Below are 24,306 nucleotides of genomic sequence, written 5' to 3'. Positions count from 1 at the left end.
TCACGCCTGCCAATTACTTGTGTAACAACGCGCTCCGAACTGTGCAGGACTTGCCAATGCGTATTGATAACATGTATCATTATAAGATAGGGACCAGGCACGAATAGGGGCCGGTCAGAGAGAAAAGAGGGAAGCAGATGCCAACGCCCAGTATGGAAGATTATTTGGAGCGTATATACAAATTAATTGATGAAAAGGGCTATGCTCGTGTGTCTGATATAGCTGAAGGACTGGAAGTACATCCTTCATCGGTGACGAAGATGATCCAAAAGCTGGACAAAGACGAGTACCTGATCTATGAAAAGTACCGCGGACTGGTGCTTACGCCAAAAGGCAAAAAGATGGGCAAACGTTTGATGGAGCGCCATCATCTGCTTGAACAATTTTTGACAACGATTGGTGTTCAGGAACAAAATATCTACAATGATGTTGAAGGCATTGAACATCATCTGAGCTGGGACTCCATTACATGCATCGAGTCCTTGGTTGAATACTTCCGTCAGGATGAGAGCCGGTTGCGTGACCTCAAAAACCTTCAGGACGTCATGAGTAATACGGAGTCTTAAGTTTCAGCAGTGGAATACACATGGTGATATACAATGAATTGTATCCCGTGATCAAAGGATGCTTTTTGCCGTTTCAATGGCAGGAAGCATTTTTTTGTGTGCAATCACACCATAATTTGGTGATTTTCGCAACTAAACGAACGGTAGGAGCGTCTATTAAACTAGTAGAATTTACCGCAAATTTATAATGATTTTGGAGGACTGCACTAATGAACGTTCGTAAAGGATTGATGCTGCTGCTCATTTTTGTACTTGGATTACAGACAGCAGGCATGACGGCACAAGCAGCCGGGCAGAAGGAAATCGCTATTTTTCTAGACGGCAACCGTTTGGAATCGGATGTATCACCCTACATCTTGCCCAAAGTAAATGTAACGATGGTACCTCTGCGTGTTATTAGCGAAGGATTGGGTGCGTCTGTTCTATGGTCTCAAGCTACTCGTACCGTGACCATTCAGAAATCCGATTCGGTCATCTCTATGACAAGCGGACGCCAGCAGGCAACTGTGGATAACGCTGTAGTTGGTCTGGATGCATCAGTCGAATTGAAACAAGGTCGGGTCATGGTACCCATTCGTTTCGTCAGTGAGAACCTGGGCATTCGAGTGAACTGGAATCAGTCAGCCCAGACCATTGATCTGTACACAGGAGACGAATCAGTCCCAACTCCTGAACCAACCCCGGCAACCCCAGCGGAGCCTGGAGGCACGGGCACTGTACCAGCTTCTGAAGAGATGCGGGGAGCCTGGATTTCCACTGTGAATGGAGACTGGCCTACATCCGGTGCCAAGGGAAATGTAGAGAAGCAAAAACAGGAGTATACGAAACAACTAGATACGTTGCAAGGTATGGGCATTAATGCCGTATTTGTCCAAGTGAGAGCCAATGGGGATGCCATCTATCCTTCAGGTCTGGTACCTTGGAACAGCGTATTGACAGGAACACAAGGTAAAGATCCAGGTTATGATCCCCTCGCGTTTATGGTCGAGGAAGCACACAAACGGGGTCTGGAGTTCCACGCCTGGTTTAATCCGTTTAGAGCAACGAACTCAGCAAGTACATCAAACTTGGCTGCAAACCACATCTCCAAGCTTCATCCCGACTGGATTGTGAATGCATCCGGCAAAATGTACATTAACCCGGGTATCCCGGAAGCCAGACAGCATATTATCGATACGATCATGGAAGTGGTCAATCAGTATGATATTGATGGTGTACATCTGGATGATTATTTCTATCCATCCAATGTGACTTTTAATGATGATGCAGCTTTCAAAACTTATAACACATTGAATACCAAAGACCGTGCTGAATGGCGTCGGGACAATATCAATCAGTTCGTTAAGCAGCTCGGGCAGAGCATTCACAGCGCGAAAGCTAACGTTGAATATGGAATTAGTCCATTTGGTGTGTGGCGTAACAAATCCGTTGATCTGACAGGTTCTGATACCAAAGCAGGAGTAACCGCATATGACAGCATGAATGCAGATGTGCGGACATGGATTAACCAGGAGTGGATCGACTATGTCGCTCCGCAGGTGTATTGGAGTATGACATTAAGTGTAGCCAGATACGACAAAGTCGTGGACTGGTGGGCGAATGAAGTGGCTAACACAAATGTAAAATTGTATATCGGTCACTCTCCTTATAAGTTAGGTACGCCGGAAATTGGCTGGCAGACTTCACAGGAGATCATCGATCAGCTGAACTACAACAAGAAGTATGGTTCGGTCAAAGGGGATATTTTCTTTAGTTCACAGTACTTGACGAAGAACCCTCTCGGCTTAATTTCCAAATTAAAAGCCTACTATGGTCTATAAAACATTTTAACAATACAGTGATAAGACAAACCTTTGTTCTCATAGAGTGGCAGTAGAAACGTGGCTGCCTGGAGAACGGGGGTTTTTTGTTATGTTAATTAACGCGGTGTTTGAAGGTGGAGGCGTCAAAGGGATCTCGCTTGCAGGTGCTGTGCAGGGTGCTCAAGACTGCGGCATTCAGTTTAATCGAGTGGCAGGCACATCATCCGGTTCCATTGTAGCTGCTCTGTTAGCGGCTGGTTACCGGGCTGAAGAGATGAAAGTCATTATTGAGAATACCCCCTTTGTTTCATTGCTGCGTCGTTCCCCCATATTTAATACCCGATGGATCGGACCCGCGGCAAGGCTGTTCTTGAAGAAAGGACTGTATTCGGGAGAAGCGTTGGAATCATGGATTCGCAAGATGCTGGAGCAGAAAGGGATTCGCACCTTCGCTGACTTGCCACAAGGCAAGTTGCTTATTACCGCATCCGATATATCCAATGGGACCATTCTGGTGCTGCCGGACGATATTCGGCGGTTTGGCATTGACCCTGCGAAGCTGGATGTTGCAAAGGCGGTACGTATGAGTTGCAGTATCCCGTATTTTTTCGATCCGGTAGTCATACGCAAATCACCAGTATTCTCCAAAGGGCTTCCTTTTCAAGATCAGTTTGTGTATGTCGTGGATGGTGGATTGCTTAGCAATTTTCCGTTGTGGCTCTTCGATGGTGATCGCTCGGAACGAGGAGGAGACGTTATTCCGGTTGTCGGATTCAAAATGGTGGGGAAGACGGAAGTGGAACCTGCCCGGATTAAAGGACCGCTAAGCATGCTTCAGGCCCTTGTAGAGACGATGCTAACAGCACATGATGAACGCTATATCGAACAGATTAACCGGTTTCGTACAGTGAAGATACCAACGCTTGGGATTAAACCAACGCAATTTCATTTATCGTTACAGGACAGCACAGCCTTATATCGATCAGGCGCTACCGCAGGAAACGAATTTTTCAATGGATGGAATACGAAAATATATGGTGAACAGCTGGACAAACAAAGAAAAGAATTGCGTAAGAAACAAGCAGAAGCTCCCCCTCTGATTCCTGTATAAACGTGAAAAAAGCAATTCTCCGCATGTTGGGAGAACTGCTTTTTTGTATGTTCAGTACCTTTTAGTGAAATTTCGGTATATCTTCATCGCTTTTCCCTTTTTGTCCCTGAATCACTTGGAAAGGATAATCCTTGCGTTTCTTTGAAGAGCCGCTGCTCTTTCTGGCACTGGACTGTGCATTGACTTTCGCCATGGTTCGTGCAGATGGCTTAATCTTTGGTGATTTGGCTTTTTGTGCCCAGCGACGAGGCGGATATTTGTACAGCAGGAGTACGGCTCCGAACACGACCAGAGGAATAATGATCCTGGATGGACTAGCGTTCCCCAGCCAAGTCAAGACTCCAACAGCAGCTAGTGCGATGAACGTCCAAAATAAGATTGCCTGCTTGTTCATATCATTCACCCTTTCACAGGATCGAGTGTTGCAACAGGTACTTCTGACGTAGCAGAGACATTGGCAAGCTTGGCATCCAACTCACGCATACGGTTAAACGAAGCAATGGATACTTCTACCTGCTCGTTGGTCGGTTCTTTTGTTGTCAGCAATTGCAGCCACAATCCCGGGTATCCGAGATAACGCAGTACAGGAATATCACGTACTGAATTCGTGAGCTTTAACAGTTCAAAAGAAATGCCTAGCACAACTGGCAATAACAACAGACGCTGACCCATCCGTTCCCAGAGGTTATCGTACGTGAAGAGGGAGTATAGAAACACTCCAATAATGACAGTCAACATAATGAAACTGCTTCCGCAGCGGTAGTGCAGTCGGCTGTACTTTTGCACGTTCTCCGGTGTCAGTTCTTCACCAGCTTCATGTGCGCTGATTACTTTGTGTTCCGCTCCATGATACTGGAAGAGACGTTTAATCATCGGCGTCTGTGAGATTAACCACAGATAAGCGAGTAACAGGATCAGCTTAATGCCGCCTTCCAGTAAATTATGCAAAAACTGATTGTCGAATGCATTTTTGAATAGAAAATTCTCGATAACAACAGGAAGCAATGTGAGCACAACTTTACCAAAAAGGAATGAAAGGATGGCGACGGCGGTCACACCAATGATCATGCTTAGGCTCCAGCCCGAACCTTCTTTCTCTTTTTGCTTGGCTTTCTCTTCAGGTTCCAGTTCATCATCAGCATAGGCGTCAGCAGAATAATTGAGATGTCTGCTACCTTTGACACTTGAATCTATAATGCTGACAATTCCGCGTAATAAAGGAATCCGCCGCAATTTCGTGACCCAGGACTTGTCTTGCTTGGGAACTTCCAGATACGTAATTTCGCCGTCTTTTCTACGAACAGCTGTAACGTTGACATGTTTCCCACCGAACATTACGCCTTCAATGACAGCTTGCCCCCCATAGCTGACAGGCTTGGATTGTTGAGGCAAATTATTCACCTTCCTATTCTGTTCTAGGCCTTCGCAATCAAAGGCAGTTTAATAACCCTATTGTATCGAATTTTAAGACCAATTTCTAGTTTGTGAGTCAAACCTTAAAGGATGTTGTTAAGATTGTCCTGTTTTGAACATACTACCTCGTAGAATCGGAGCGGAAATTAGAGGCATAATGCGGGATTATCAACTGAATGAAGGAGAATATCGATGACAGAACGTAAGCATGAAGATACATCACAAGATGAAGGTCAACGTCCCAATGAGCGGCAGCAAAAAGACAAGGGCAGGCGCCCGACCCAGAGGCAAGGCCAAGCACACTACTACACCAAGCCATTTTCCTTTGCGTTAGAGCTTGGCTTTTTTGCCGGTTTTATCTGGGGTGGACTGCATTGGCTATTCTATCTGTTGCATTTTACGATTGTACCTGTCGGATTTCTGGCCGAGCCTTTTTTCAAACATGAATATATATATACCGCAGCAGGACATTTGACAGGTTGGCTGTTTTTTATCGTCTTTTCCATCTTGGCATCCTTACTCTACACGTTCACGATTAGAAGACTGAAAGGGCCGTTACCCGGCATGGTGTATGGAATCGTCTGGTGGCTGATTCTCTTTATACTGGTCGGACCAAAACTGGGGATGATGAAACCTCTGAACGGTTTAACGTGGGATTCAATCATCACGGAACTCTGTTTCTTTTTGCTATGGGGGCTGTTCATTGGTTACACGGTAGCCATGGAGTACACGGACGAACGCAAACGCGAGCCGGAGCAAGCGGGGGCATAGCGCAAAAAAGCTTCTCAATCCGGCAATGGCTGTGTTAAAATAGCAGATGGTTATTTGCAGAGAGGGTGGAGCAGCGATGAAACGAATTATTGTGATCAATGGTCCGAACCTGAACATGCTTGGTGTACGCGAACCGGGCATCTATGGAACGCTTAGTCTGAAGGATATTGAGGACAAAATTCGCAGACAGGCTGATGAAATTGGCGTCTCCATCGCTTTTTATCAATCGAACCATGAAGGGGACATCATTGACCGCATTCATGCAGCGATGGGTGAGGCAGACGGAATAATACTGAATGCCGGAGCATTTACCCATTATAGCTATGCTATACGTGATGCAATCAATGCTGTAAAAGTCCCTACGGTTGAAGTACATCTATCCAACATTCATGCACGCGAAGCGTTCAGACATCATTCAGTGATTGCAGCGGAAACAATCGGGCAGATTGCCGGATTTGGCGAAGTAAGCTATGAACTGGGATTGCTGGCTCTTGTGCGTCATCTGGACAAACAAACCTGAGCCGGGAACCCGGGAATGTGAGAGAAAGAAGGGTTACCGATGGAAAACAAACGAGTAAATAAGTTGCGTGAAGCCATGCGTGAGCATGAACTCACTGCAATGCTGATTACAAACCCGATTAACCGTCGTTATATGACGGGTTTTACAGGCTCGGCGGGATATGTGCTGATTACGGAACAGGATGCATATCTGCTGACTGATTTCCGTTACATGTCACAAGCGCCTCAGCAAGCCAAAGGATTTACCGTTGTGGAGCATGGAGCCAAGCCGATGGATACAGTGCGTGAACTACTGGCATCCGCGAATATCAAAGCAGTGGGCTTCGAGCAGGATAGTGTCACATTTGGCACGCATTCCGCTTATGCTGAAGCACTGCAATCTATTGAACTGAAAGCTGTATCCGGGATCGTGGAACAACTTCGTATGTTCAAGGATGAAGATGAGATCGCGGTCATGCAGAGAGCAGCAGATCTGGCGGATGCCACGTTCAGCCACGTTTTGCAGTTTGCAAAACCAGGTATGACGGAGCGTGAAGTGGATCTGGAGATGGAGTTTTTCATGCGCAAACATGGAGCAACGTCCTCTTCGTTTGACACCATTGTAGCTTCGGGTGAACGTTCTGCTATGCCTCACGGTGTAGCGAGCAGCAAGGTCATTGGTCAAAATGAGTTAATTACATTTGACTTTGGTGCACTTTTGGACGGATACTGTTCAGATCTGACACGTACCATTGCAACGGGTACACCTGTACCTGAACTGCGCAAAATTTATGACATTGTACTGGAAGCTCAGTTACATACGCTGGAGAACCTGAAACCGGGCATGACCGGACGGGAAGCAGATGCATTGGCTCGTGATATCATTGCAGGTCACGGATATGGAGATCAATTCGGACACAGCACAGGCCACGGTCTGGGTATGGAAGTTCACGAAGCTCCTCGCTTGTCCAAGCTTAGCGACGATGTATTGAAACCGGGTATGGTCGTTACCGTTGAACCGGGTATATATATTGACGGGCTTGGCGGCGTGCGTATCGAGGATGACGTAGTGATTACCGAGACGGGTATTCATATTCTCACGAAGTCGGACAAGAAGTTCACCGTAATCGGCTAAATTACAGCCACAGGGATATAAGACGATTTTTAATGTGTTATTTAAATTGAAAATAAGAAATTTCACCATAACAGAGAGTGCAGAACCAATCTGAAGAAGCGAAGCGTTCGCCTTTATCACCGGATTTTCCCATTGATAATGGGATCAAAAAAATCTGGGGATAACAGCGATCAGAGGATGGTACTGCAATCGAAGTGAACGAGGTGGCCATTCTTGGGCTCATTTTACATATAACATTAACCCATCGTCTTATATCACCTACTTTTTAACCATATCAGGAGGGATTTTTTGTGATTTCAGTAAACGATTTTAAAACAGGCTTGACCGTGCAAGTAGATAACGATATCTATACCGTACTTGATTTCCAACACGTTAAACCAGGTAAAGGCGCTGCCTTTGTACGTTCCAAATTGAAAAACCTGCGTAACGGTAACACTGTTGAAAAAACATTCCGTGCAGGCGAAACGATTGGTCGTGCCATTATTGAAAACCGTGGCGTATCCTACCTGTATGCAAGCGGTACAGAGCACACGTTCATGGATAACGAAACATATGATCAGTTCACATTGACTAGTGAACAACTGGAATGGGAATTGAACTTCCTGAAAGAAAACATGGTCGTTAAGATTGTTAGCTACCAAGGTGAAATTCTCGGAATTGACTTGCCAACAAGCGTTGAGTTGAAAGTCATCGAGACTGAGCCAAGTGTTAAAGGTAACACTGCACAAGGCGCTACCAAAAATGCAAAAGTGGAAACAGGCTTGAACGTACAGGTTCCTTTGTTCATTAACGAAGGTGACGTTCTCCTGATTGACACACGTGAAGGTAAATACTCTTCCCGTGCGTAACTTTCACAGCTTGTAAGCTAAAAAAGGTTATTAACAACCCTTTGCCATTCCTTTGGCAGAGGGTTTTTTCGAAAAAAGATTAGCCTATCAGGCGCTTTCGTAATATACTGGGTTAAAGTCATTTCTCGTAGAGAATAATGACGATGGACATTAATTATGCATACTGCACAAGGTAGGGAGTGGATTTGCGTTGTCATTGTACGTCATGAAATTTGGGGGTAGCTCGGTCGGAGATACAGAACGCATGAAGCGTGTGGCCGGACGTGTTGTAGAAAAAGCTGATGAAGGACATCGGTGTGTAGTTGTGGTTTCGGCCATGGGGGATACAACAGATGATTTGATTGATCAGGCAAAACAACTGAATAGTGAACTGCCTGCTCGTGAGATGGATATGCTCTTAACGACAGGAGAACAGATTTCGATCTCTTTGTTATCGATGGCTATTCAAGCGCTTGGACGTAAGGCAGTATCGTTTACGGGCTGGCAAGCGGGATTCCGCACAGAGCCGGTTCACGGAAAAGCACGTATTCATGATATTCAACCTGACCGTGTGAATGCAGCACTTGCCGAGGGCAACATTGTTATTGTTGCAGGCTTCCAGGGCATGACGGAAGACGGCGAGATCACAACGCTCGGTCGTGGTGGTTCGGATACAACAGCTGTAGCGCTGGCGGCAGCGATTAAGGCTGATGCGTGTGAGATCTATACGGATGTAGACGGAATCTATTCTACGGACCCGCGGATCGTTAAGGTTGCGCGCAAGCTGAAGGAAATATCGTATGACGAAATGCTAGAACTTGCTAATTTGGGAGCAGCGGTGTTGCATCCGCGTGCAGTAGAGTACGCGAAGCATTCCGGTGTACCTTTAATCGTAAGATCCAGCTTTAACCATAATGAAGGAACGGTTGTGAAGGAGGAAGCAGCAATGGAACAAGGCGTAGTGGTTAGTGGTATTGCCTATGACAAAAACGTGGCTCGCATCAGTATTCTGGGTGTGCCGGATGTACCAGGAGTTCTGGCCGAAGTATTTGGTGCGCTTGCATCCAATCAGCTGGATGTGGACATTATCGTTCAGAGCGGAGTGATGGATGGCAAAGCGGACTTCTCGTTCTCTGTGGCGCTGTCTGATCGTGAGAACGCATTACGTGTCATTGAAGGCCTTCACAGCCGCTTGCCTTACCGTGAAGTTACATCTGAGGAGAACCTCGTTAAAATCTCCATTGTTGGCGCAGGCATGGTCAGTCATCCTGGTGTAGCTGCGAAGATGTTCAAAGTCATTTCGGCTGAAGGCGTGAGTATCAAGATGGTGAGCACTTCCGAGATCAAAGTATCTTGTGTTATTGACGGAGATAAGCTGCATGACGTCATTAAGGCATTGCATACAGCATATGATCTCGACACTGCCGAGCAAGCCGTTATCGGTGGACCTCAAGATCGCAGATAAGTATCTTCAATATATGTAAATTAGCAAAGGTGTACTGTTGCCAACGGGCAGCAGTACACCTTATTTGTTTTTCTCATGGCAATTCTCACATCAACTTGAACATCTTTCCCCCGCGTATGCCTCTATAAGGCTGCATGCGGTTCCCCTCCCCCATCTCGGGAACACAATCCAGCAGGTTTAATTGAGAACAATACGAAATATCATGAACTCTGCCTAACTTTTCAAGCCTCCGCCCGCTAACAGACCCCTGGACCAACTCCGGGATGCTCTCACTACGTTGGGATACCGCCTGATGAAGCACTATGCCGAGATCGTTAAGTTGGAGGGGAGAACAGGATTGACGGTGCAGTTCATCGATGATACATCCAGCACACAAGCCGTCCTCCAGAGCAAATTCATCCTGGTTCCCCGCACATAACAGCAATACATCTCGTTGAAGTTCACATAGAGCTGCTGCAACAGCCTGCACATTGAGAAATGAACCAGCGAATACATGTTTCCCCTTGGAAGCCTTGATCAAAGCTCGTGTTCCATCGGTTGTGGTTAGAATGATTGTTTTATCTGCAATGCCTGCAGTCATATATTCATAGGGGGAATTCCCCACTTCGAATCCGGTGATTTTTTTGTCAAAACGCTCCCCGCCTCGAATGCAATCTTTCACTTCCATTTGTTTGGCTTGTGGAACGGTCTCTACGGCAATCACAGCCGAAGCGTCATACGCCAGAGCCGTAACAATCGTACTGGTCGTACACAATACATCAATGACAACTGCACTTCGCCCTGCAATATCAATGGTACGTACTTCATTCACATTGCCAACGACATCAACTCGCACTCCCCACAACTCCTTTCTGGTATCTGGGGATCGGTAGTTCTGTTTTGAACCGGAATGGAACTTACCTATCTGCAATTACTATATGCATGCACATCTAGACGGGTGCCTAGAACAGAAGGTGCATCTATGGTTTCAACTCTCAACCGCATTCTGAAGAATTGATAGATTTCAGCGTCATAAATTAAATGTACAGGCATAAACTTGAGATATGAACAAGCGCCAGAAGTGTGAACCAAATGATCTCAAGGTTGGAGGAGCCTACTCATGAAGGTGAACTGGAGGGAACTTTTTCCGGAACCGATCCGAACCATTCTTGGAAGAATGCCACCCGCTCTATTGGAACAAGTGGAGGAAGTACGTATTCGTGAAGGCAGACCCCTGGAGATTAATGCAGGCAACACATACCACTTCCTGACACCTCAAGGTTGTCCGACCGGGAATCCTGAAGAAGCGTATGTTCCTCAGAAAGAAGTGACGCACAGGTTGCTGGACCTGATCAGTAACCATTCACTTTATACATTGGAAGAGGAACTGCGCAAAGGGTTCATCACCATACCTGGGGGACATCGAATCGGGCTTGCTGGACGAACGGTACTAAGCGGTGGGCGTGTCGAATACTTGCGTGACATCAACGGGTTTAACGTTCGCGTAGCCCGTGAGGTACATGGAGTGGCTGATCGTATCCTTCCTTATCTTCTCGATATGAAGAGCGGACAGGTCCTGCACACGTTGATCCTATCACCACCACAACAAGGGAAAACGACGTTGCTGCGAGATCTGGCGAGACAAATTAGTAGTGGTACAAAGCTTACAGGGGGAACTGAACTGGTTCAGGGAATACGTCCACGTCTGAAAGTGGGCATTGTGGATGAAAGGTCCGAAATCGCTGGTAGCTACAAAGGAGTACCTGGCTTCGACGTAGGTCCCCGAACAGATGTGATGGACGGTTGTCCGAAGGCTGAGGGCATGATGATGATGCTTCGCTCCATGTCGCCCGATGTCCTGATTGTGGACGAGATCGGTCGTCCGGAGGATGCCGAGGCTGTGATGGAAGCCCTGCATGCAGGAGTCTCAGTGATTGCGACTGCGCATGGCCGTGACCTATCGGAGCTGTCGGCCAGACCCGCCCTCAGAACCTTAATTACGGAGCAGATGTTTCAACGTTATGTCCAGCTGCAACGGACGAGCCGGGGCATGACCTTTCGGCTGGCTGATGGCAAAATGCGTGGGTTGCAGCTGACCGGGGCAGGAGGTGAAGCCTTTGGTTAACATGTTTGGTGCGGTAATTATTCTGTTAGCCAGCACCCTCGCCGGATTTTACAAGGCCAGACAGTATGCATTAAGACCGAGACAGTTGCGAGAACTCATTGCAGCCCTCCAGCGACTAATGACGGAGATTAACTATGGGCTCACTCCACTTCCCGATGCCATGGGGAAGATGGGAGCACAGACCAAAGAACCTGTAAAGACGTTGTTTCTTCATGCAGCTACACAGATGGAACCTCCTCATGGACTCACTGCCCGGGAAAGTCTGCAGTCAGGCGTGGATCTGGCGTGGGGAAGATCGGCCATGAAGGCTGACGAGAAGGAAGTGATGCTGCAATTAAGCTTCAGCCTTGGCACAAGTGACCGTCAGGATCAGACCAAACATATATCGTTAGCCATTCAACAACTAATGCATGAGGAATCCCGCGCCCAGGCCGATCAAATGAAATATGAACGAATGAGCCGAAGCCTCGGGATGCTTGTCGGAGCGTTAATCGTCATTCTGATCTTCTGAAATAGCCGGGATAGTGAGGTGCCAAGGTCATGAATCTAGAAGTGAACGCAATCTTTCAAATTGCGGGTATCGGAATCATCATCGCCATGATTCACACGGTACTGAAACAAATGGGAAAGGAAGATATGGCTCACTGGGTGACCGTAATCGGATTTGTCGTTGTATTGTTCATGGTGGTCCGTATGCTGGACAGCCTGCTACAAGAGATCAAATCGATATTTCTTTTTCAATGAAAAACGGTCATGAAGCCGGATGGTGGTGACCTGTGGAAATTATCCAAGTTGTAGGTTTGGCGCTCATCGCAACAGTGCTCATTCTGGTCATTAAGGAACAGAAACCGATGTTTGCCTTTCTGATTGCTGCCGCGACCGGCATTGTCATCTTCATGTTGTTGATTGGCAAAATCGGAGCAGTCATCGAAGTGTTGAAGCGGCTTGCCGAGAATTCAGGCATGGAAAGTATTTATCTGAAAACGGTGCTGAAAATTATTGGCATAGCGTACATCGCTGAATTTGGCGCACAGATTGTCAGGGATGCAGGTCAAGAAAGCATTGCGTCCAAGATCGAATTGGCTGGTAAGGTACTGATCCTTGTACTTGCTATACCGATCATCAGCATTATTATCGAAACCGTCATGAAGCTGATGCCGGTGTAGAAAGGGCGTGCGGACTTCATATGAAATCAATGCATCTTAAGCCGCAGTGGCGCCTTACGGTTGTGCTGATGCTCTGTTTTCTGTTTGGTATCCTGGGACAGGTTACTGCAACCTCGCCTTCCGGTGAGTGGATGGAGCAGCAGGCCGATCACCTTCCCAAGGATCAGGTGGAGAAATACTGGGATCAACTGATGCAACAATACGGTGGTTTCTTCCCGGATGGGAAGACCCCTTCCTTCATGGATATGTTAATCCCCGGCAATGAAGGGTTCAGCCTGAAATCGGTGTTTGTAGCGATAGGAACCTTCATGCTGCATGAAATTTTATATAATGGCAAACTTCTGGTCACGATTGTGATGTTAAGTGTACTCAGCATGATTCTGGAGACACTTCAGACCGCATTTGAGAAAAATAATATTAGCAAAATCGCCTATTCCATCTGTTATATGGTCATCATCATTATTGCGATTAACAGCTTCAGTGTGGCGATTGGATACGCCAAGGATGCCATAACCGGCATGATCAACTTCATGATGGCCATGGTTCCCTTGTTATTCACACTGCTTGCGTCCATGGGTAATGTCATCACCGTCTCGGTGACACATCCACTCATCATTTTCATGATTCATCTGGTGAGTACGTTGATTCACTTGCTGGTATTCCCGTTACTCTTCTTCTCAGCTGTTCTGCATCTCGTCAGTTCATTGTCTGACAAGTACAAGCTGACACAGCTGGCAGACCTCCTGCGCAATATTAGTGTGGCACTGCTGGGTATCCTGCTGACGATGTTTTTGGGTGTAATCTCGGTTCAGGGAGCATCGGGCTCCGTAGCGGATGGAGTTAGCCTGAAGGCCGCCAAATACATCGCAGGCAACTTTGTCCCTGTCGTGGGCAGAACATTTGCGGATGCGACGGATACGGTAATTACAGCTTCTTTACTTGTCAAAAATGCAATTGGACTCACCGGAGTGATCATCATTTTGTTTCTATGTGCCTTTCCGGCACTCAAGATTCTGGCTCTTGCCTTGATATACAACGTAACTGGTGCCATTATGCAACCGCTAGGAGACACCCCGATTGTAGGATGCCTCCAGGCCATCGGCAAGAGCATGATCTACGTATTTGCGGCGCTGGCAGCCGTCGGGCTGATGTTTTTCCTGGCCATTACCATCTTGCTGACCGCGGGCAATCTGACTGTCATGATGCGCTGAATGTATGTTGGCAAGAAAGGGGGTGGAAAGGATGGGGTGGCTGAGCAACTGGCTCCAGGATTTGATTATGATCGTTCTGCTGGCGACTTTTGTGGATATGTTGTTGCCCAATCGATCCATGGAACGTTATGTCAAGCTTGTGCTGAGCCTTCTCATCCTGCTGACCCTTTTATCACCCATAACCAAGCTGCTCAAAAGTGATCCGGTTGGCGAACTGAAACGGGCAATGTCTGCAATGGATGCTCCATCGAATGGGAATGCGACACTCGAACAGATATTAGCTCAGGGCAAACGGCTACAATCCAATGAACAGGAACAATCCTTACAATGGACAGCCAAAGAACTGGCTAATGTCATGAAAGGTCAGATTGAAGAAACAACAGGAGCCAAGGTGCGGTCCGTAGAGGTACAGCTGACCATGAGTAAATTTGAAACGGAGATGGAAGCTGCCTCATCAGTCGAACTGCCTGTGATCCAGCGTGTGTTGGTCGAGATGGCCGGAGAGGGTGTAGAAGGAGAAGTGAAGGCAGGGCAGCAAGAAGTCGCTGCTAACACACAACCCATATTTGGAACAGACACAGAAGTCGAGAAGGATAAATCACATCAAATACAGCAGCCCATCCAGATCGGTCAGATTGAAGTGCCTGATGTTCAGATTGATGTGAGTAGAGGGCAACGTGATGGAAATGAAGCGTCTTCGGAGCCTGTTATACGTGATCAAGCAGATGAGACGAAGCAGCAAGGTGAGACATCCACAAGGTCCGAATATGCGGTGCAGATTATTACATTGTTGACTGAAAAGTGGGATGTTGATGCAAACAACGTTCAAGTGACAGAACCAAAAAGTGCTGAAGTGCTCTGAGAAGGAGGGTGTCCGATGAAACAATGGTTCAAAAAGATGGAAACCTGGATGGGTGGCGGAGAGGGTGGGGCAAGGCGAAGTCAAACCTTCCGCTGGCTGATTATCCTGGGTTTGATCGGGGTGGGAATCATGCTGTTCAATTCCTTCGTCAATGTCAAAAAAATTGATTCCGAAAATATCGGTCGGGAACCACCGGACCCGGCAACATCCATGGCATCCATACAGAGTGATCCGTCGGAACAGAATCCTTTTCAGGCGATCGAAATTGCATTTGAAGACAAAATCAAAGGTGTGCTGGAAAACATTGTTGGTGTGGGAACGGTTGATGTGATGGTTACCGTGGATTCCACAGAAGAATTGGTCGTTCAGCGGAACGTGAAGGATTCTCAGCAACTTACCGAAGAAACCGATGCTAGCGGGGGCAAACGGCATATGACGCAATATACCCGTGATGGCGAGATTATTACTTACGAAATAGCAGGGGATCAGACACCTATAGTGACCAAAAAGCTCAAACCGCAGATCCGTGGGGTGCTTGTGGTTGCGAGGGGTGCAGAGAACAAGGTTGTGAAGGACCTGATAACCGATGCTGTGGAAAAAGGACTGAATGTGGCAGCCTACCGGATTTCGGTTGTACCGCGCAAACAAGACTAATCTGATGTGTTGAATCACAAGATTCAATTCTCATAAGATTGAAGCCAATTTGAGGAGGAAGTTCTAATGAATAACAAACGTCAAACGGTATGGCTCGTTTCCATGCTGAGTCTGATGGTCATTTTGTCCGCGTATTATCTGTTCACTGAGGATTCCGGTCCAGTCAACGCGCCGGTGGCTGACAGTCAGCAAGTGGATGGAATCAAGCAGGGGGAAGCAAAGGAGACGGCAGGCATTCTTGATCCTACAGAAGGTTTGGTTGTAAATGAAGTGGTGAATAGCGGCGAAGTTGAAAGTGATCCAAGTGCGGTTGGCGCTGTGGAGGAACCATCGGCTACGGAAGGTAAAGAAGCTGGAAATACAGAGAAAACACCTGCTGTCGAACCAGGCGAAAATAAGGGTGAGACAGGTAAAGAAACCAACAAAGAGACCGACAAAGGCGCAACAACTACACCGGAGACAGACGGTCAGGCAGGCGGCACTGCAACCAAGACAGATGAGGAAGTCCTCAAGGAAATGGAAGAGCAGAATACGACAGCATCTGCGAGCAGCCAGTTCCAGAACTACCAGTGGCAACGTGAGGAAAGCAACAATCGTAAGTATGAGGAACTGATGACCGTGGCAGGTGATCTGAGCAAAACGCCAGAGGAGAATGCCAAAGCAACCGAGCAACTCCGTACACTGGAAGAAAAAGAAGCTAAAATCACTGGCATTGAGGAGACGCTCTCTCAACAGTACGCTAATGCGATCGTTCAAGAAGATTCCGACAAGTATAAGGTTGTGGTCCTCAGTGACAAACTGGATGTAAAACAGGCGGTATCCATTGTGGATCTGGTCATGAAAGAATTGGCGGTTTCACAGAACAAAATCAGCGTGCAATACGTCACAGAACAGTAATCCAAATCATGGAAATGCAGTCCCGGGAGCTGGTTGCACTCTCGGGCTCTTTCCATTTTTAATGATTATGATATAATACATAAAGCCATATGACCGTCCTAGTGAGACTGGCATGATGCCGAAGGAGTGAATAATGGAAATGTTTAAATTGAGTGAAATCAAAGAACTGATTAAACTGGTAGATGAAAGTTCCGTTCAAGAGTTGGAAATTGAAAATGAAGGATCACGGTTATCAATCCGCAAACCGGGCAAAACGGAGTATGTTCAAGCAACTGCTGTGCAACCGCAAATGATTGCTGCTCCGCAAGTACAGCCGGCAGCAGTGGTAAGTGAAGCTGCACCGCAGGTCGATACTACAAGTCATTTACATAAAATTGTATCTCCGATGGTAGGTACTTTTTACAGAGCTTCCTCGCCGGAAGCGGGTCCTTTTGTGAGCGCTGGTGATAAAGTTGTTGAGAAAACAACGGTATGTATCATCGAAGCTATGAAGCTGATGAACGAGCTTGATGCGGACATCAAGGGAGAAATCGTTGAAGTGCTGGTTGAGAACGGACAGCTGGTCGAGTATGGGCAGCCCCTTTTCCTGGTGAAACCGGAATAACCGTTATAGCTGGTTAACAGCTAACCGCATGAGCTTCGAAGGAGGACAAAACGAAATGAAATTTCAAAAAATACTGATTGCGAACCGTGGAGAGATTGCGGTACGTATTATTCGTGCCTGCCGTGAAATCGGTATCTCAACGGTAGCCGTCTACTCGGAAGCGGACAAGGATTCTCTGCATGTTCGTCTTGCAGATGAGGCTTATTGTATCGGACCGACACTGTCTAAGGACAGTTACCTCAACTTCACAAACCTGATGAGTGTAGCTACGCTGACGGAATGTGATGCAATCCACCCTGGATACGGTTTTTTGGCGGAGAATGCTGATTTTGCGGAAATTTGTGAGTCTTGCAATATTACATTCATCGGGCCTTCACCCGAAGCCATTACCAAAATGGGAGACAAGGCTGTTGCCAAACAGACGATGAAAGATGCAGGAGTACCTGTTATTCCTGGATCAGACGGCCTTGTTGAAAATATGGATGAAGCCATCATGATTGCTAGAGATATCGGATATCCTATTATTATCAAAGCTACTGCTGGTGGCGGAGGTAAGGGAATTCGTATTGCCGAAGATGAAGAAACGCTGATTAAGCAGATTACCGCTGCTCAGCAGGAAGCACAAAAGGCATTTGGCAATGCAGGTGTATATCTGGAGAAATTCCTGACAGGTATGAAACACGTGGAAATTCAGATCATTGCTGATAAACACGGAAATGCAGCACATTTGGGAGAGCGTGATTGTTCGGTTCAGCGTCGTCGCCAGAAATTGGTAGAAGAAGCTCCGTGTCCGATTCTCTCCGAAGATGTGCGCACACTGATGGGTGAAGCTGCGGTACGGGCTGCCCTTGCTGTGGATTACTCGGGAGCGGGTACATTGGAGTTCCTGCTCAGCCCGAATGGCGAGTTCTATTTCATGGAGATGAATACGCGTATTCAGGTAGAGCACCCGGTAACTGAGATGGTTACTGGCGTGGATCTGATCCGTGAGATGATCTCGGTAGCTGAAGGCAACCCACTCTCATTCCGTCAGGAAGACGTGGTTATCAATGGCTGGTCCATTGAATGTCGTATCAATGCAGAAGATCCGGACCGTAACTTTATGCCCTCACCAGGCAAAATCGGATTCTACCTTGCACCGGGAGGACCTGGCGTTCGTGTAGATAGTGCTGCTTATCCGGGTTATACCATTTCACCTTTCTATGACTCCATGATCGCAAAATTGATCGTGTGGGGAGCGAATCGTGAAGAGGCGATTGCCAAGATGAAACGTGCGCTTGGGGAATTTGCGATTGAAGGCATATCTACAACTATTCCTTTCCATCAGAAATTGCTGGAGCACCCAACGTTCATTCGTGGTGACTTTGATATCAAATTTCTTGAGGAAAACGAGATTTAAAAGGTATATTGGGCTTGTTTGTCATAATGTAGCCCAAATGATATAGTATGAATAATAAGAGCGCATGTCTCCTGCAAAGGATAAGCCCGCACCTCGCGGATGTTTGCAGGAGTTCCGGTAAAGCCGGACCGGAAGGGTTCTGAAGGTTGATTAACCTGAGTCCAGCGCCCTGACGGATGGCCGCAAACTTATCTCGCGAAAGGTGTGTTGAACAGTTATGAGTACACTACCGACTGAATTTGAACGAACGGATATCGGTGAAATCCAGATCGCACCTGAAGTTATTGAAGTGATTGCTGGATTGGCGACCCTTGAAGTGAAAGGTGTTGCAGGCATGAGTGGCGGATTCGCTGGCGGATTTGCTGAATTGCTTGGTCGCAAAAACCTTTCCAAGGGCGTTAAAGTTGAAGTGGGCCAACGTGAAGCTGCAGTTGATGTTTCCGTAATTATCGAGTACGGATACCGTCTGCCACAAGTAGCTACGGAGATTCAACAGAACGTGAAACGTTCCATCGAGAACATGACAGGATTGAATGTGAATGAAGTGAATGTGCACATTCATGACGTTCAGTTCAAGAGCACCGAGAAAGTGGAAGAGATCGACCTGAACAGTCAGCGCGTAAAATAAAAGAAGACAGATTCCCCCGGCATCATCTGCCGGGGGTTATCCCGTCTTGGACAGGTCTTCATTATAGCGAAAGCTAGATGAGGATCTGATTTTTTGCTAGTGAACAGGTTAAGTCATGTTAGTGAGCAAGGGAGGCTGTGCAGTTCGTGGCTAAAATACTGGATCGGCTTCTGTTGTTTATATACAGCATAAGCGTTGGAGCAATATCGGCAGCCGTCATTCTTCTGATTAGCGGTGTGCTGCCTTACGAATTGAATTACCAGCAGGAACAGAACGTTATTGTTGCGTCGGTTATTGCAGCAGCGATTTTGTTTATCCTGAGTTTGCGATTTTTCTACATCTCGGTTCGGCGTGAGCGTGCATCGTTGCCGTCTGTAGATCAACGTACTGAGTTTGGTGATGTACAGATTTCGATGGAGACGATTGAGAATCTCTGTTTGAAGGCAACTTCCCGTTTCCGGGGAGTACGTGATGTCAAGGCACGCATACGTGTGGTTGAGTCAGGACTGGAGATTATGATCCGTGCAGTAGTGGATGGTGAGACACCTATTCCTGCGCTGACTTCTGATCTGCAAAAGGCGATACATGATCATGTGCAAGAGATTACGGGCATCCCGGTTTCTTTTGTCACGGTGTATATCGCTAATGTAACCCAGTCGCCTAACTACAAGAGTCGAGTGGAATGAGGTGAGTTTCACTGATGCTGTGGAAAGAGATTTGGGATAGTCACAGAGGCCGAATTACCGGAATTATCGGCGGCATCTTTTTTGGATTTCTTTATGTATGGATCGGTTTTTGGGATATGTTGTTCTTTGCACTCTTGGTGTTCATCGGTTATACGTTAGGCAGACGAAGCGATTCGAAGCTGGGTTCGTCCATTCCCTGGAGGGAGTGGGGGCAATGGCTGGGCGATCGCTGGCGTCCGTTTAAGTGACCTACCTGAACCCTGCAATATGTTTCTTCCGAAAATAGAGCTGTAGTTTAGGTTGCCCGTTTTTTGGAGGATACGTATTGCAGGTTTTTTTGTGAAAAGGGATAACAATAACAATACCGTGGAAGTCATCGATCAATCCAATACAGGATTTGATGAGATGGTTGCATGGATTATAAAATAAGCATGATGACGCTCCAGACGGAGCGCTGCAGGAGGCAGGACATGAAAAGACGTTTGGCAAGGGAAATTGCAGTACAAAGTCTGTATCAGATGGAAATGAATGAGGTAGGTGCAGCAGAAGCTGTGAACATGTTGATCAATGAAGCTGCTGAAGATAATGAAACCGAAGTGGTTATCCGTGATGCAGATGTAATGCGTACTTATGTTACTGAGATCGTACAAGGAGCTTGGAACAATAAGGAAGCCATTGACGGGCTGCTTGTGGATTATTTGAAAGGTTGGCAGATCAGCCGTCTATCACGTGTAGATCGCCAGATTCTACGACTGTCAACGTATGAAATGGTGTTTCGTGATGACATTCCGGCAAAGGTATCGGTCAATGAAGCGATTGAACTGTCCAAATATTTTGGTACAGAAGAATCTGGCAAGTTCGTCAATGGTGTACTTGGACGCATGATTCAGGAAGTTGACGCGATTAAAGCAAAATTATCTTAAGTTATGATTAATTATAGTGTGTGTTCAAAAAGACCGGTTTTCAGTATCCTTCGTAATCAAAAGCGGGCTTTTTGAACAACCTCTAAATTTATATTCACATAAGGGAGAGAGAGTACAATGACAGCATCTATTATTAACGGTAAAGAAGTATCCCAAGAGATCCGCGCAAGCATGACAACAGAAGTAAAACAGCTTAGCGAACAGGGGGTAGTACCTGGTCTGGCTGTTGTGCTCGTCGGGGAAGATCCGGCATCCCAAGTATATGTGCGTAATAAAGAAAAAGCATGTCACGACCTCGGTTTCTACTCCGAAGTGCATCGCTTGGATGCAGATACGTCCCAAGAAGATCTGCTTGCGCTGGTGGACAAGCTGAACAATCAACAATCCATTAACGGAATTTTGGTTCAACTTCCACTACCTAAACACATCGAAGAGAAAGCGGTTATTGATGCGATTGCCGTGGATAAAGACGTAGACGGATTCCATCCAGTCAATGTTGGTAATCTCGTAATTGGAGACGATAGTCTGCTTCCATGTACCCCAGCGGGTGTAATTGAACTGATCAAACGTACTGGACTGGAAATGTCCGGTAAACATGCAGTGGTTATCGGAAGAAGCAACATCGTTGGCAAACCGGTATCGCTGTTGCTCCAACGTGAGAATGCGACGGTAACCATGTGTCATTCCCGTACAGCCAACATGAAAGAAATTACACGTCAGGCGGACATTTTAGTTGTAGCCATCGGCCTTGCTAATTTTGTGGATGCTGATTTTGTGAAACCAGGTGCTGTTGTTATCGATGTCGGCATGAACCGTTTGGATAATGGCAAACTGGCAGGAGACGTTGATTTCGAGAGTGTGAAAGAAGTTTCTGGTCCAATTACACCCGTTCCTGGCGGTGTTGGTCCGATGACAATCACAATGCTGATGCAAAATACATTGATCGCTGCCAAGCGCGCTCACGGATTGGCCTAGGGTTTTGTCTGTGGCAGATCAAAAGATCTACTCCATCAAAGACCTGAACCGATACATCCGGATGAAACTGGAATCGGATCAGGTCCTGTCGGACGTCTGGCTGCGCGGGGAGATTTCGAATTTCACACATCACTCCAGCGGCCATATGTATTTTACATTGAAGGACAAGGACAGCCGGATCAAGTCAATTATGTTTGCGTCCCATAACCAGCGATTACCCTTTGTACCGAAGGAGGGTGCAAGGGTTATTGCCCGTGGTAATGTCTCGGTGTATGAACGGGATGGGCAGTATCAATTCTATGCTACCCATATGCAGCCGGACGGAATTGGAAGTCTGTATCTGGCTTACGAACAGCTGAAGAAAAAGCTTGAGGATGAAGGGTTATTTTCACCTTCTCGAAAAAGACAGATCCCTCGTTATCCACAGACCATCGGGGTTGTAACTTCACCGACGGGAGCGGCGGTGCGAGACATCATGATCACACTCCAGCGCAGGTACCCTTCTGCCAAAGTTGTTTTATATCCTGTTCTGGTTCAAGGCAAGGGTGCAGCACCTTCCATTGTCAAAGCGATTGGCAACCTGAACCGGATGGGAGAAGCCGATGTACTTATCGTTGGACGTGGAGGCGGTTCACTGGAGGAGTTGTGGGCCTTTAATGAGGAGATTGTGGCAAGAGCAATAGTTGCTTCGGATATTCCTGTCATTTCTGCGGTTGGGCACGAAACGGACTTCACTATTGCTGATTTTGCAGCCGATTTGCGTGCGGCTACACCTACAGCAGCTGCTGAATTAGCTGTACCTAATCGAGCTGAGTTGCTTGATCAGATTGGACAACGTCAGCGTCAATTACAGCATAGCTTGCGTCAGCGTGCTGTACATAATCGTGAACGGCTCGCAAGATTACAGCGTTCGCCAGTGCTGGTGCATCCAAGACGTACCTTGATGCAGCACACCGAACGACTTGATATGATGCATCAACGGCTTTTGAGAACAGTGGATACACGTATGAAATGGACAGGAGAGAAGCAGGAGCGTCTGCGGGCAGCACTGCAACGATTCAATCCTCGTGAGCAGGTCAATGCAGCACGCCGTGAGAATGCGGCAGCACGCAGACAACTGGAACTTGCGATCAGGTCTATAGCCAGATCGAAGCAGCAACAGTGGAAATCATCTGTGCGGCATCTGGATGCGCTTAGCCCGCTCAAAGTCATGTCACGGGGATACAGTCTTGTCTATGACGAGCAGGAACAGCGATTGATCAAGTCAACGAAAGATGTACAGCCTGGAGATTCAATTAAGATTAAATTAACAGACGGACAGCTGGACTGTCAGGTTTGGGGAATGAAGGAGGACGACAATACCCATGGCGAATGAACCGGAATTGAATTTTGAAGAGGCAATGGCGGCATTGGAAGACATCGTAGGTCAGCTGGAACATGGTGATGTTCCGTTGGAACAGGCCATCGATCTGTTTCAACGCGGGATGAAACTTTCGCAACTGTGCGGTCTTAAGCTGGAACAAGTGGAACGCAAGATCGAGATGATCGTAGAAGAAGATGGAGAGCTTCGCAAGAAGCCTTTCGGAACTGCTGACGATGAGAGCGGTGAAGTCCATGAGTAATCGTCCTTCGTTTCAAGTGTACCTCGAAGAGGTCACAGCTGCGGTGACAGAAGCGTTGAAACACACGCTTCCCGATCACTGGGATGTACCCCAATCGTTGACGGATGCGATGCAGTACTCACTCATGGCCGGAGGCAAACGCCTTCGTCCTCTTCTGGTCGTTGCTGCGGCGGAAGCCTTCGGTGCACAGCGTACAGCTGCAATGCCGGTAGCCTGCGCCGTGGAGATGGTTCATACGTATTCACTGATCCACGACGACCTGCCTGCTATGGATAATGATGATTACCGCAGGGGAAAATTAACGAATCATAAGGTATATGGTGAGGCAACAGCCATATTGGCAGGCGATGCGCTGTTAACCCATGCTTTTTATAGCATTGTTCAAGCTGGACGCCGTAGCGGTGTAGCGGCAGATGCGTTGCTGTCCATCGTAGAGGACATGTCCGAACTTGCTGGAGCAAGAGGTATGGTCGGCGGCCAAGTTGCGGATATGGAAGGCGAGCAAGGCATGACCGATCTTTCACAGCTCCAATATATCCATTTGCACAAAACAGGTGACCTAATTGTTTTCTCACTCATTGCTGGAGCACGAATTGGTGGAGCAACGGAAGGACAATTGGAAGCCTTACGTGTGTTTGGACGTGATCTGGGGCTGGCGTTCCAGATTCAGGATGATATTCTCGACCTGACGGGTGACGAGCAGAAGATGGGCAAGAAAACACAGAGCGATGTGAATCAGCAGAAGGTAACATATCCTTATTTTATTGGCATGGAGGCTTCTGTAGATGAAGTGAAATCCCTTACCCAATCTGCAAAAGACGCACTTGAAAGAGCCGAGTTACCTGATGCATCCAGATTGTTGGAAATTGCAGATTATCTGATGAGTCGAGACCATTAGATTCTGACGGAGCGGTCTGTTTCAAAACCTGTATAACCGTGTAATGAATGTAATGTCCTTTTTCCGAGTGGATGGAAAAAGTCTGTCCC

At 47.1% G+C, this 24,306-nt stretch carries 29 protein-coding genes; 26 read left to right on the top strand and 3 right to left on the bottom strand.

Going from position 1 to position 24,306, the window contains the following annotated elements; genetic code table 11:
- The first annotated feature begins 137 nt into the window (after positions 1 to 137).
- The 3 genes from mntR to NST38_RS20005 all read left to right on the top strand — a co-directional run bounded on the left by mntR (position 138) and on the right by NST38_RS20005 (position 3,479).
- Positions 138 to 566 carry a transcriptional regulator MntR gene (gene mntR / locus NST38_RS20015; protein WP_036614415.1) on the top strand — a complete coding sequence of 143 codons (429 nt, stop codon included), beginning with the start codon at positions 138 to 140 and terminating at the stop codon, positions 564 to 566.
- A gap of 209 nt (positions 567 to 775) precedes the next feature.
- Positions 776 to 2,386 (top strand): family 10 glycosylhydrolase, encoded by a 1,611-nt coding sequence (locus NST38_RS20010; RefSeq protein WP_076251013.1) that lies wholly within the window; start codon positions 776 to 778, stop codon positions 2,384 to 2,386.
- A 91-nt stretch (positions 2,387 to 2,477) separates the two neighbouring features.
- Positions 2,478 to 3,479 (top strand): patatin-like phospholipase family protein, encoded by a 1,002-nt coding sequence (locus NST38_RS20005; RefSeq protein WP_076251015.1) that lies wholly within the window; start codon positions 2,478 to 2,480, stop codon positions 3,477 to 3,479.
- 61 nt (positions 3,480 to 3,540) lie between these two features.
- Here NST38_RS20005 and NST38_RS20000 read toward each other — a convergent pair whose 3' ends face one another.
- On the bottom strand, positions 3,541 to 3,873 hold the full coding sequence (locus tag NST38_RS20000) for a hypothetical protein (RefSeq protein ID WP_076251016.1): 333 nt from the start codon (positions 3,871 to 3,873) through the stop codon (positions 3,541 to 3,543).
- A 5-nt stretch (positions 3,874 to 3,878) separates the two neighbouring features.
- Positions 3,879 to 4,871, bottom strand: a complete 993-nt coding sequence (locus tag NST38_RS19995; RefSeq protein WP_062835280.1) for a DUF1385 domain-containing protein — start codon at positions 4,869 to 4,871, stop codon at positions 3,879 to 3,881.
- A gap of 213 nt (positions 4,872 to 5,084) precedes the next feature.
- On the opposite strand from NST38_RS19995, the gene NST38_RS19990 reads away from it, so the two are divergent.
- The 5 genes from NST38_RS19990 to NST38_RS19970 all read left to right on the top strand — a co-directional run bounded on the left by NST38_RS19990 (position 5,085) and on the right by NST38_RS19970 (position 9,588).
- Entirely contained in the window at positions 5,085 to 5,663 is a 579-nt protein-coding gene (locus NST38_RS19990; RefSeq protein WP_076251018.1) for a YqhR family membrane protein, read from the top strand.
- Between the two features lie 76 nt (positions 5,664 to 5,739).
- The gene (gene aroQ / locus NST38_RS19985) at positions 5,740 to 6,183 is read left to right on the top strand and encodes a type II 3-dehydroquinate dehydratase (RefSeq protein WP_036614400.1); all 444 of its coding nucleotides are present in this window, start codon (positions 5,740 to 5,742) and stop codon (positions 6,181 to 6,183) included.
- 39 nt (positions 6,184 to 6,222) lie between these two features.
- Positions 6,223 to 7,296, top strand: coding sequence for a M24 family metallopeptidase (locus tag NST38_RS19980; RefSeq protein WP_074095697.1), 1,074 nt, complete (start codon positions 6,223 to 6,225; stop codon positions 7,294 to 7,296).
- 290 nt (positions 7,297 to 7,586) lie between these two features.
- Positions 7,587 to 8,144 carry an elongation factor P gene (gene efp / locus NST38_RS19975; protein WP_036614394.1) on the top strand — a complete coding sequence of 186 codons (558 nt, stop codon included), beginning with the start codon at positions 7,587 to 7,589 and terminating at the stop codon, positions 8,142 to 8,144.
- A gap of 190 nt (positions 8,145 to 8,334) precedes the next feature.
- Positions 8,335 to 9,588 (top strand): aspartate kinase, encoded by a 1,254-nt coding sequence (locus NST38_RS19970; RefSeq protein ID WP_036614392.1) that lies wholly within the window; start codon positions 8,335 to 8,337, stop codon positions 9,586 to 9,588.
- A gap of 85 nt (positions 9,589 to 9,673) precedes the next feature.
- Here NST38_RS19970 and NST38_RS19965 read toward each other — a convergent pair whose 3' ends face one another.
- On the bottom strand, positions 9,674 to 10,423 hold the full coding sequence (locus NST38_RS19965) for a 2-phosphosulfolactate phosphatase (protein ID WP_076251020.1): 750 nt from the start codon (positions 10,421 to 10,423) through the stop codon (positions 9,674 to 9,676).
- A 264-nt stretch (positions 10,424 to 10,687) separates the two neighbouring features.
- On the opposite strand from NST38_RS19965, the gene spoIIIAA reads away from it, so the two are divergent.
- The 18 genes from spoIIIAA (at position 10,688) to NST38_RS19875 (ending at position 24,217) form a co-directional block, all read left to right on the top strand.
- The gene (spoIIIAA, locus tag NST38_RS19960; RefSeq protein WP_036614390.1) at positions 10,688 to 11,692 is read left to right on the top strand and encodes a stage III sporulation protein AA; all 1,005 of its coding nucleotides are present in this window, start codon (positions 10,688 to 10,690) and stop codon (positions 11,690 to 11,692) included.
- Positions 11,685 to 12,203 (top strand): stage III sporulation protein SpoIIIAB, encoded by a 519-nt coding sequence (gene spoIIIAB, locus NST38_RS19955; protein ID WP_036614389.1) that lies wholly within the window; start codon positions 11,685 to 11,687, stop codon positions 12,201 to 12,203. Before spoIIIAA ends, spoIIIAB begins: the two co-directional genes overlap by 8 nt.
- Before the next feature lie 29 nt (positions 12,204 to 12,232).
- Positions 12,233 to 12,436 (top strand): stage III sporulation protein AC, encoded by a 204-nt coding sequence (spoIIIAC, locus tag NST38_RS19950; protein ID WP_017687585.1) that lies wholly within the window; start codon positions 12,233 to 12,235, stop codon positions 12,434 to 12,436.
- 32 nt (positions 12,437 to 12,468) lie between these two features.
- Positions 12,469 to 12,858 (top strand): stage III sporulation protein AD, encoded by a 390-nt coding sequence (gene spoIIIAD / locus NST38_RS19945; RefSeq protein ID WP_017687586.1) that lies wholly within the window; start codon positions 12,469 to 12,471, stop codon positions 12,856 to 12,858.
- Between the two features lie 68 nt (positions 12,859 to 12,926).
- Positions 12,927 to 14,069, top strand: a complete 1,143-nt coding sequence (gene spoIIIAE, locus NST38_RS19940) for a stage III sporulation protein AE (protein WP_370511423.1) — start codon at positions 12,927 to 12,929, stop codon at positions 14,067 to 14,069.
- A gap of 31 nt (positions 14,070 to 14,100) precedes the next feature.
- Positions 14,101 to 14,931 carry a stage III sporulation protein AF gene (gene spoIIIAF, locus NST38_RS19935; RefSeq protein WP_076251022.1) on the top strand — a complete coding sequence of 277 codons (831 nt, stop codon included), beginning with the start codon at positions 14,101 to 14,103 and terminating at the stop codon, positions 14,929 to 14,931.
- 15 nt (positions 14,932 to 14,946) lie between these two features.
- Positions 14,947 to 15,585, top strand: a complete 639-nt coding sequence (gene spoIIIAG, locus NST38_RS19930) for a stage III sporulation protein AG (RefSeq protein WP_036614381.1) — start codon at positions 14,947 to 14,949, stop codon at positions 15,583 to 15,585.
- Between the two features lie 66 nt (positions 15,586 to 15,651).
- A complete protein-coding gene (locus NST38_RS19925) occupies positions 15,652 to 16,482 on the top strand; it encodes a SpoIIIAH-like family protein (protein WP_076251024.1) in 831 nt (276 codons plus the stop codon).
- A gap of 139 nt (positions 16,483 to 16,621) precedes the next feature.
- A complete protein-coding gene (accB, locus tag NST38_RS19920) occupies positions 16,622 to 17,086 on the top strand; it encodes an acetyl-CoA carboxylase biotin carboxyl carrier protein (RefSeq protein WP_076251231.1) in 465 nt (154 codons plus the stop codon).
- A gap of 55 nt (positions 17,087 to 17,141) precedes the next feature.
- On the top strand, positions 17,142 to 18,485 hold the full coding sequence (accC, locus tag NST38_RS19915) for an acetyl-CoA carboxylase biotin carboxylase subunit (protein ID WP_036614375.1): 1,344 nt from the start codon (positions 17,142 to 17,144) through the stop codon (positions 18,483 to 18,485).
- Between the two features lie 217 nt (positions 18,486 to 18,702).
- Positions 18,703 to 19,113, top strand: coding sequence for an Asp23/Gls24 family envelope stress response protein (locus NST38_RS19910; protein ID WP_017687593.1), 411 nt, complete (start codon positions 18,703 to 18,705; stop codon positions 19,111 to 19,113).
- A 146-nt stretch (positions 19,114 to 19,259) separates the two neighbouring features.
- Positions 19,260 to 19,799 (top strand): alkaline shock response membrane anchor protein AmaP, encoded by a 540-nt coding sequence (amaP, locus tag NST38_RS19905; RefSeq protein WP_017687594.1) that lies wholly within the window; start codon positions 19,260 to 19,262, stop codon positions 19,797 to 19,799.
- Between the two features lie 14 nt (positions 19,800 to 19,813).
- Positions 19,814 to 20,047, top strand: coding sequence for a DUF2273 domain-containing protein (locus tag NST38_RS19900; RefSeq protein ID WP_017687595.1), 234 nt, complete (start codon positions 19,814 to 19,816; stop codon positions 20,045 to 20,047).
- Between the two features lie 222 nt (positions 20,048 to 20,269).
- Entirely contained in the window at positions 20,270 to 20,722 is a 453-nt protein-coding gene (gene nusB, locus NST38_RS19895; RefSeq protein WP_017687596.1) for a transcription antitermination factor NusB, read from the top strand.
- Between the two features lie 117 nt (positions 20,723 to 20,839).
- Positions 20,840 to 21,697: a bifunctional methylenetetrahydrofolate dehydrogenase/methenyltetrahydrofolate cyclohydrolase FolD gene (gene folD / locus NST38_RS19890; protein WP_341344040.1), complete on the top strand. Its 858-nt coding sequence runs from the start codon at positions 20,840 to 20,842 to the stop codon at positions 21,695 to 21,697.
- A 10-nt stretch (positions 21,698 to 21,707) separates the two neighbouring features.
- On the top strand, positions 21,708 to 23,072 hold the full coding sequence (gene xseA, locus NST38_RS19885) for an exodeoxyribonuclease VII large subunit (protein ID WP_017687598.1): 1,365 nt from the start codon (positions 21,708 to 21,710) through the stop codon (positions 23,070 to 23,072).
- On the top strand, positions 23,062 to 23,319 hold the full coding sequence (gene xseB / locus NST38_RS19880; RefSeq protein WP_017687599.1) for an exodeoxyribonuclease VII small subunit: 258 nt from the start codon (positions 23,062 to 23,064) through the stop codon (positions 23,317 to 23,319). Before xseA ends, xseB begins: the two co-directional genes overlap by 11 nt.
- Positions 23,294 to 24,217: a polyprenyl synthetase family protein gene (locus tag NST38_RS19875; RefSeq protein WP_083669823.1), complete on the top strand. Its 924-nt coding sequence runs from the start codon at positions 23,294 to 23,296 to the stop codon at positions 24,215 to 24,217. Before xseB ends, NST38_RS19875 begins: the two co-directional genes overlap by 26 nt.
- The last annotated feature ends 89 nt before the right edge of the window (positions 24,218 to 24,306 follow it).

Source organism: Paenibacillus sp. FSL H8-0104 (assembly GCF_038050215.1).
In the GTDB taxonomy this organism is placed as follows: Bacteria; Bacillota; Bacilli; order Paenibacillales; family Paenibacillaceae; genus Paenibacillus; species Paenibacillus amylolyticus.
The sequence above is the reverse complement of the archived record's forward strand: the minus strand, read 5'-3'. Positions and strand labels throughout refer to the sequence as shown.

What these genes read in the sequence shown, in the direction of transcription:
- spoIIIAG (WP_036614381.1), top strand. Translation starts at nt 14,947, where the DNA reads ATGAAACAATGGTTCAAAAAGATGGAAACCTGGATGGGTGGCGGAGAG.
- aroQ (WP_036614400.1), top strand. Translation starts at nt 5,740, where the DNA reads ATGAAACGAATTATTGTGATCAATGGTCCGAACCTGAACATGCTTGGT.
- folD (WP_341344040.1), top strand. Translation starts at nt 20,840, where the DNA reads ATGACAGCATCTATTATTAACGGTAAAGAAGTATCCCAAGAGATCCGC.
- xseB (WP_017687599.1), top strand. Translation starts at nt 23,062, where the DNA reads ATGGCGAATGAACCGGAATTGAATTTTGAAGAGGCAATGGCGGCATTG.
- NST38_RS20000 (WP_076251016.1), bottom strand. Translation starts at nt 3,873, where the DNA reads ATGAACAAGCAGGCAATCTTATTTTGGACGTTCATCGCACTAGCTGCT.
- spoIIIAC (WP_017687585.1), top strand. Translation starts at nt 12,233, where the DNA reads ATGAATCTAGAAGTGAACGCAATCTTTCAAATTGCGGGTATCGGAATC.
- spoIIIAE (WP_370511423.1), top strand. Translation starts at nt 12,927, where the DNA reads ATGCTCTGTTTTCTGTTTGGTATCCTGGGACAGGTTACTGCAACCTCG.
- NST38_RS19910 (WP_017687593.1), top strand. Translation starts at nt 18,703, where the DNA reads ATGAGTACACTACCGACTGAATTTGAACGAACGGATATCGGTGAAATC.
- NST38_RS20010 (WP_076251013.1), top strand. Translation starts at nt 776, where the DNA reads ATGAACGTTCGTAAAGGATTGATGCTGCTGCTCATTTTTGTACTTGGA.
- spoIIIAF (WP_076251022.1), top strand. Translation starts at nt 14,101, where the DNA reads ATGGGGTGGCTGAGCAACTGGCTCCAGGATTTGATTATGATCGTTCTG.
- NST38_RS19990 (WP_076251018.1), top strand. Translation starts at nt 5,085, where the DNA reads ATGACAGAACGTAAGCATGAAGATACATCACAAGATGAAGGTCAACGT.
- spoIIIAA (WP_036614390.1), top strand. Translation starts at nt 10,688, where the DNA reads ATGAAGGTGAACTGGAGGGAACTTTTTCCGGAACCGATCCGAACCATT.
- accC (WP_036614375.1), top strand. Translation starts at nt 17,142, where the DNA reads ATGAAATTTCAAAAAATACTGATTGCGAACCGTGGAGAGATTGCGGTA.
- mntR (WP_036614415.1), top strand. Translation starts at nt 138, where the DNA reads ATGCCAACGCCCAGTATGGAAGATTATTTGGAGCGTATATACAAATTA.
- NST38_RS19980 (WP_074095697.1), top strand. Translation starts at nt 6,223, where the DNA reads ATGGAAAACAAACGAGTAAATAAGTTGCGTGAAGCCATGCGTGAGCAT.
- nusB (WP_017687596.1), top strand. Translation starts at nt 20,270, where the DNA reads ATGAAAAGACGTTTGGCAAGGGAAATTGCAGTACAAAGTCTGTATCAG.
- NST38_RS20005 (WP_076251015.1), top strand. Translation starts at nt 2,478, where the DNA reads ATGTTAATTAACGCGGTGTTTGAAGGTGGAGGCGTCAAAGGGATCTCG.
- accB (WP_076251231.1), top strand. Translation starts at nt 16,622, where the DNA reads ATGTTTAAATTGAGTGAAATCAAAGAACTGATTAAACTGGTAGATGAA.
- NST38_RS19900 (WP_017687595.1), top strand. Translation starts at nt 19,814, where the DNA reads ATGCTGTGGAAAGAGATTTGGGATAGTCACAGAGGCCGAATTACCGGA.
- NST38_RS19875 (WP_083669823.1), top strand. Translation starts at nt 23,294, where the DNA reads ATGAGAGCGGTGAAGTCCATGAGTAATCGTCCTTCGTTTCAAGTGTAC.
- NST38_RS19925 (WP_076251024.1), top strand. Translation starts at nt 15,652, where the DNA reads ATGAATAACAAACGTCAAACGGTATGGCTCGTTTCCATGCTGAGTCTG.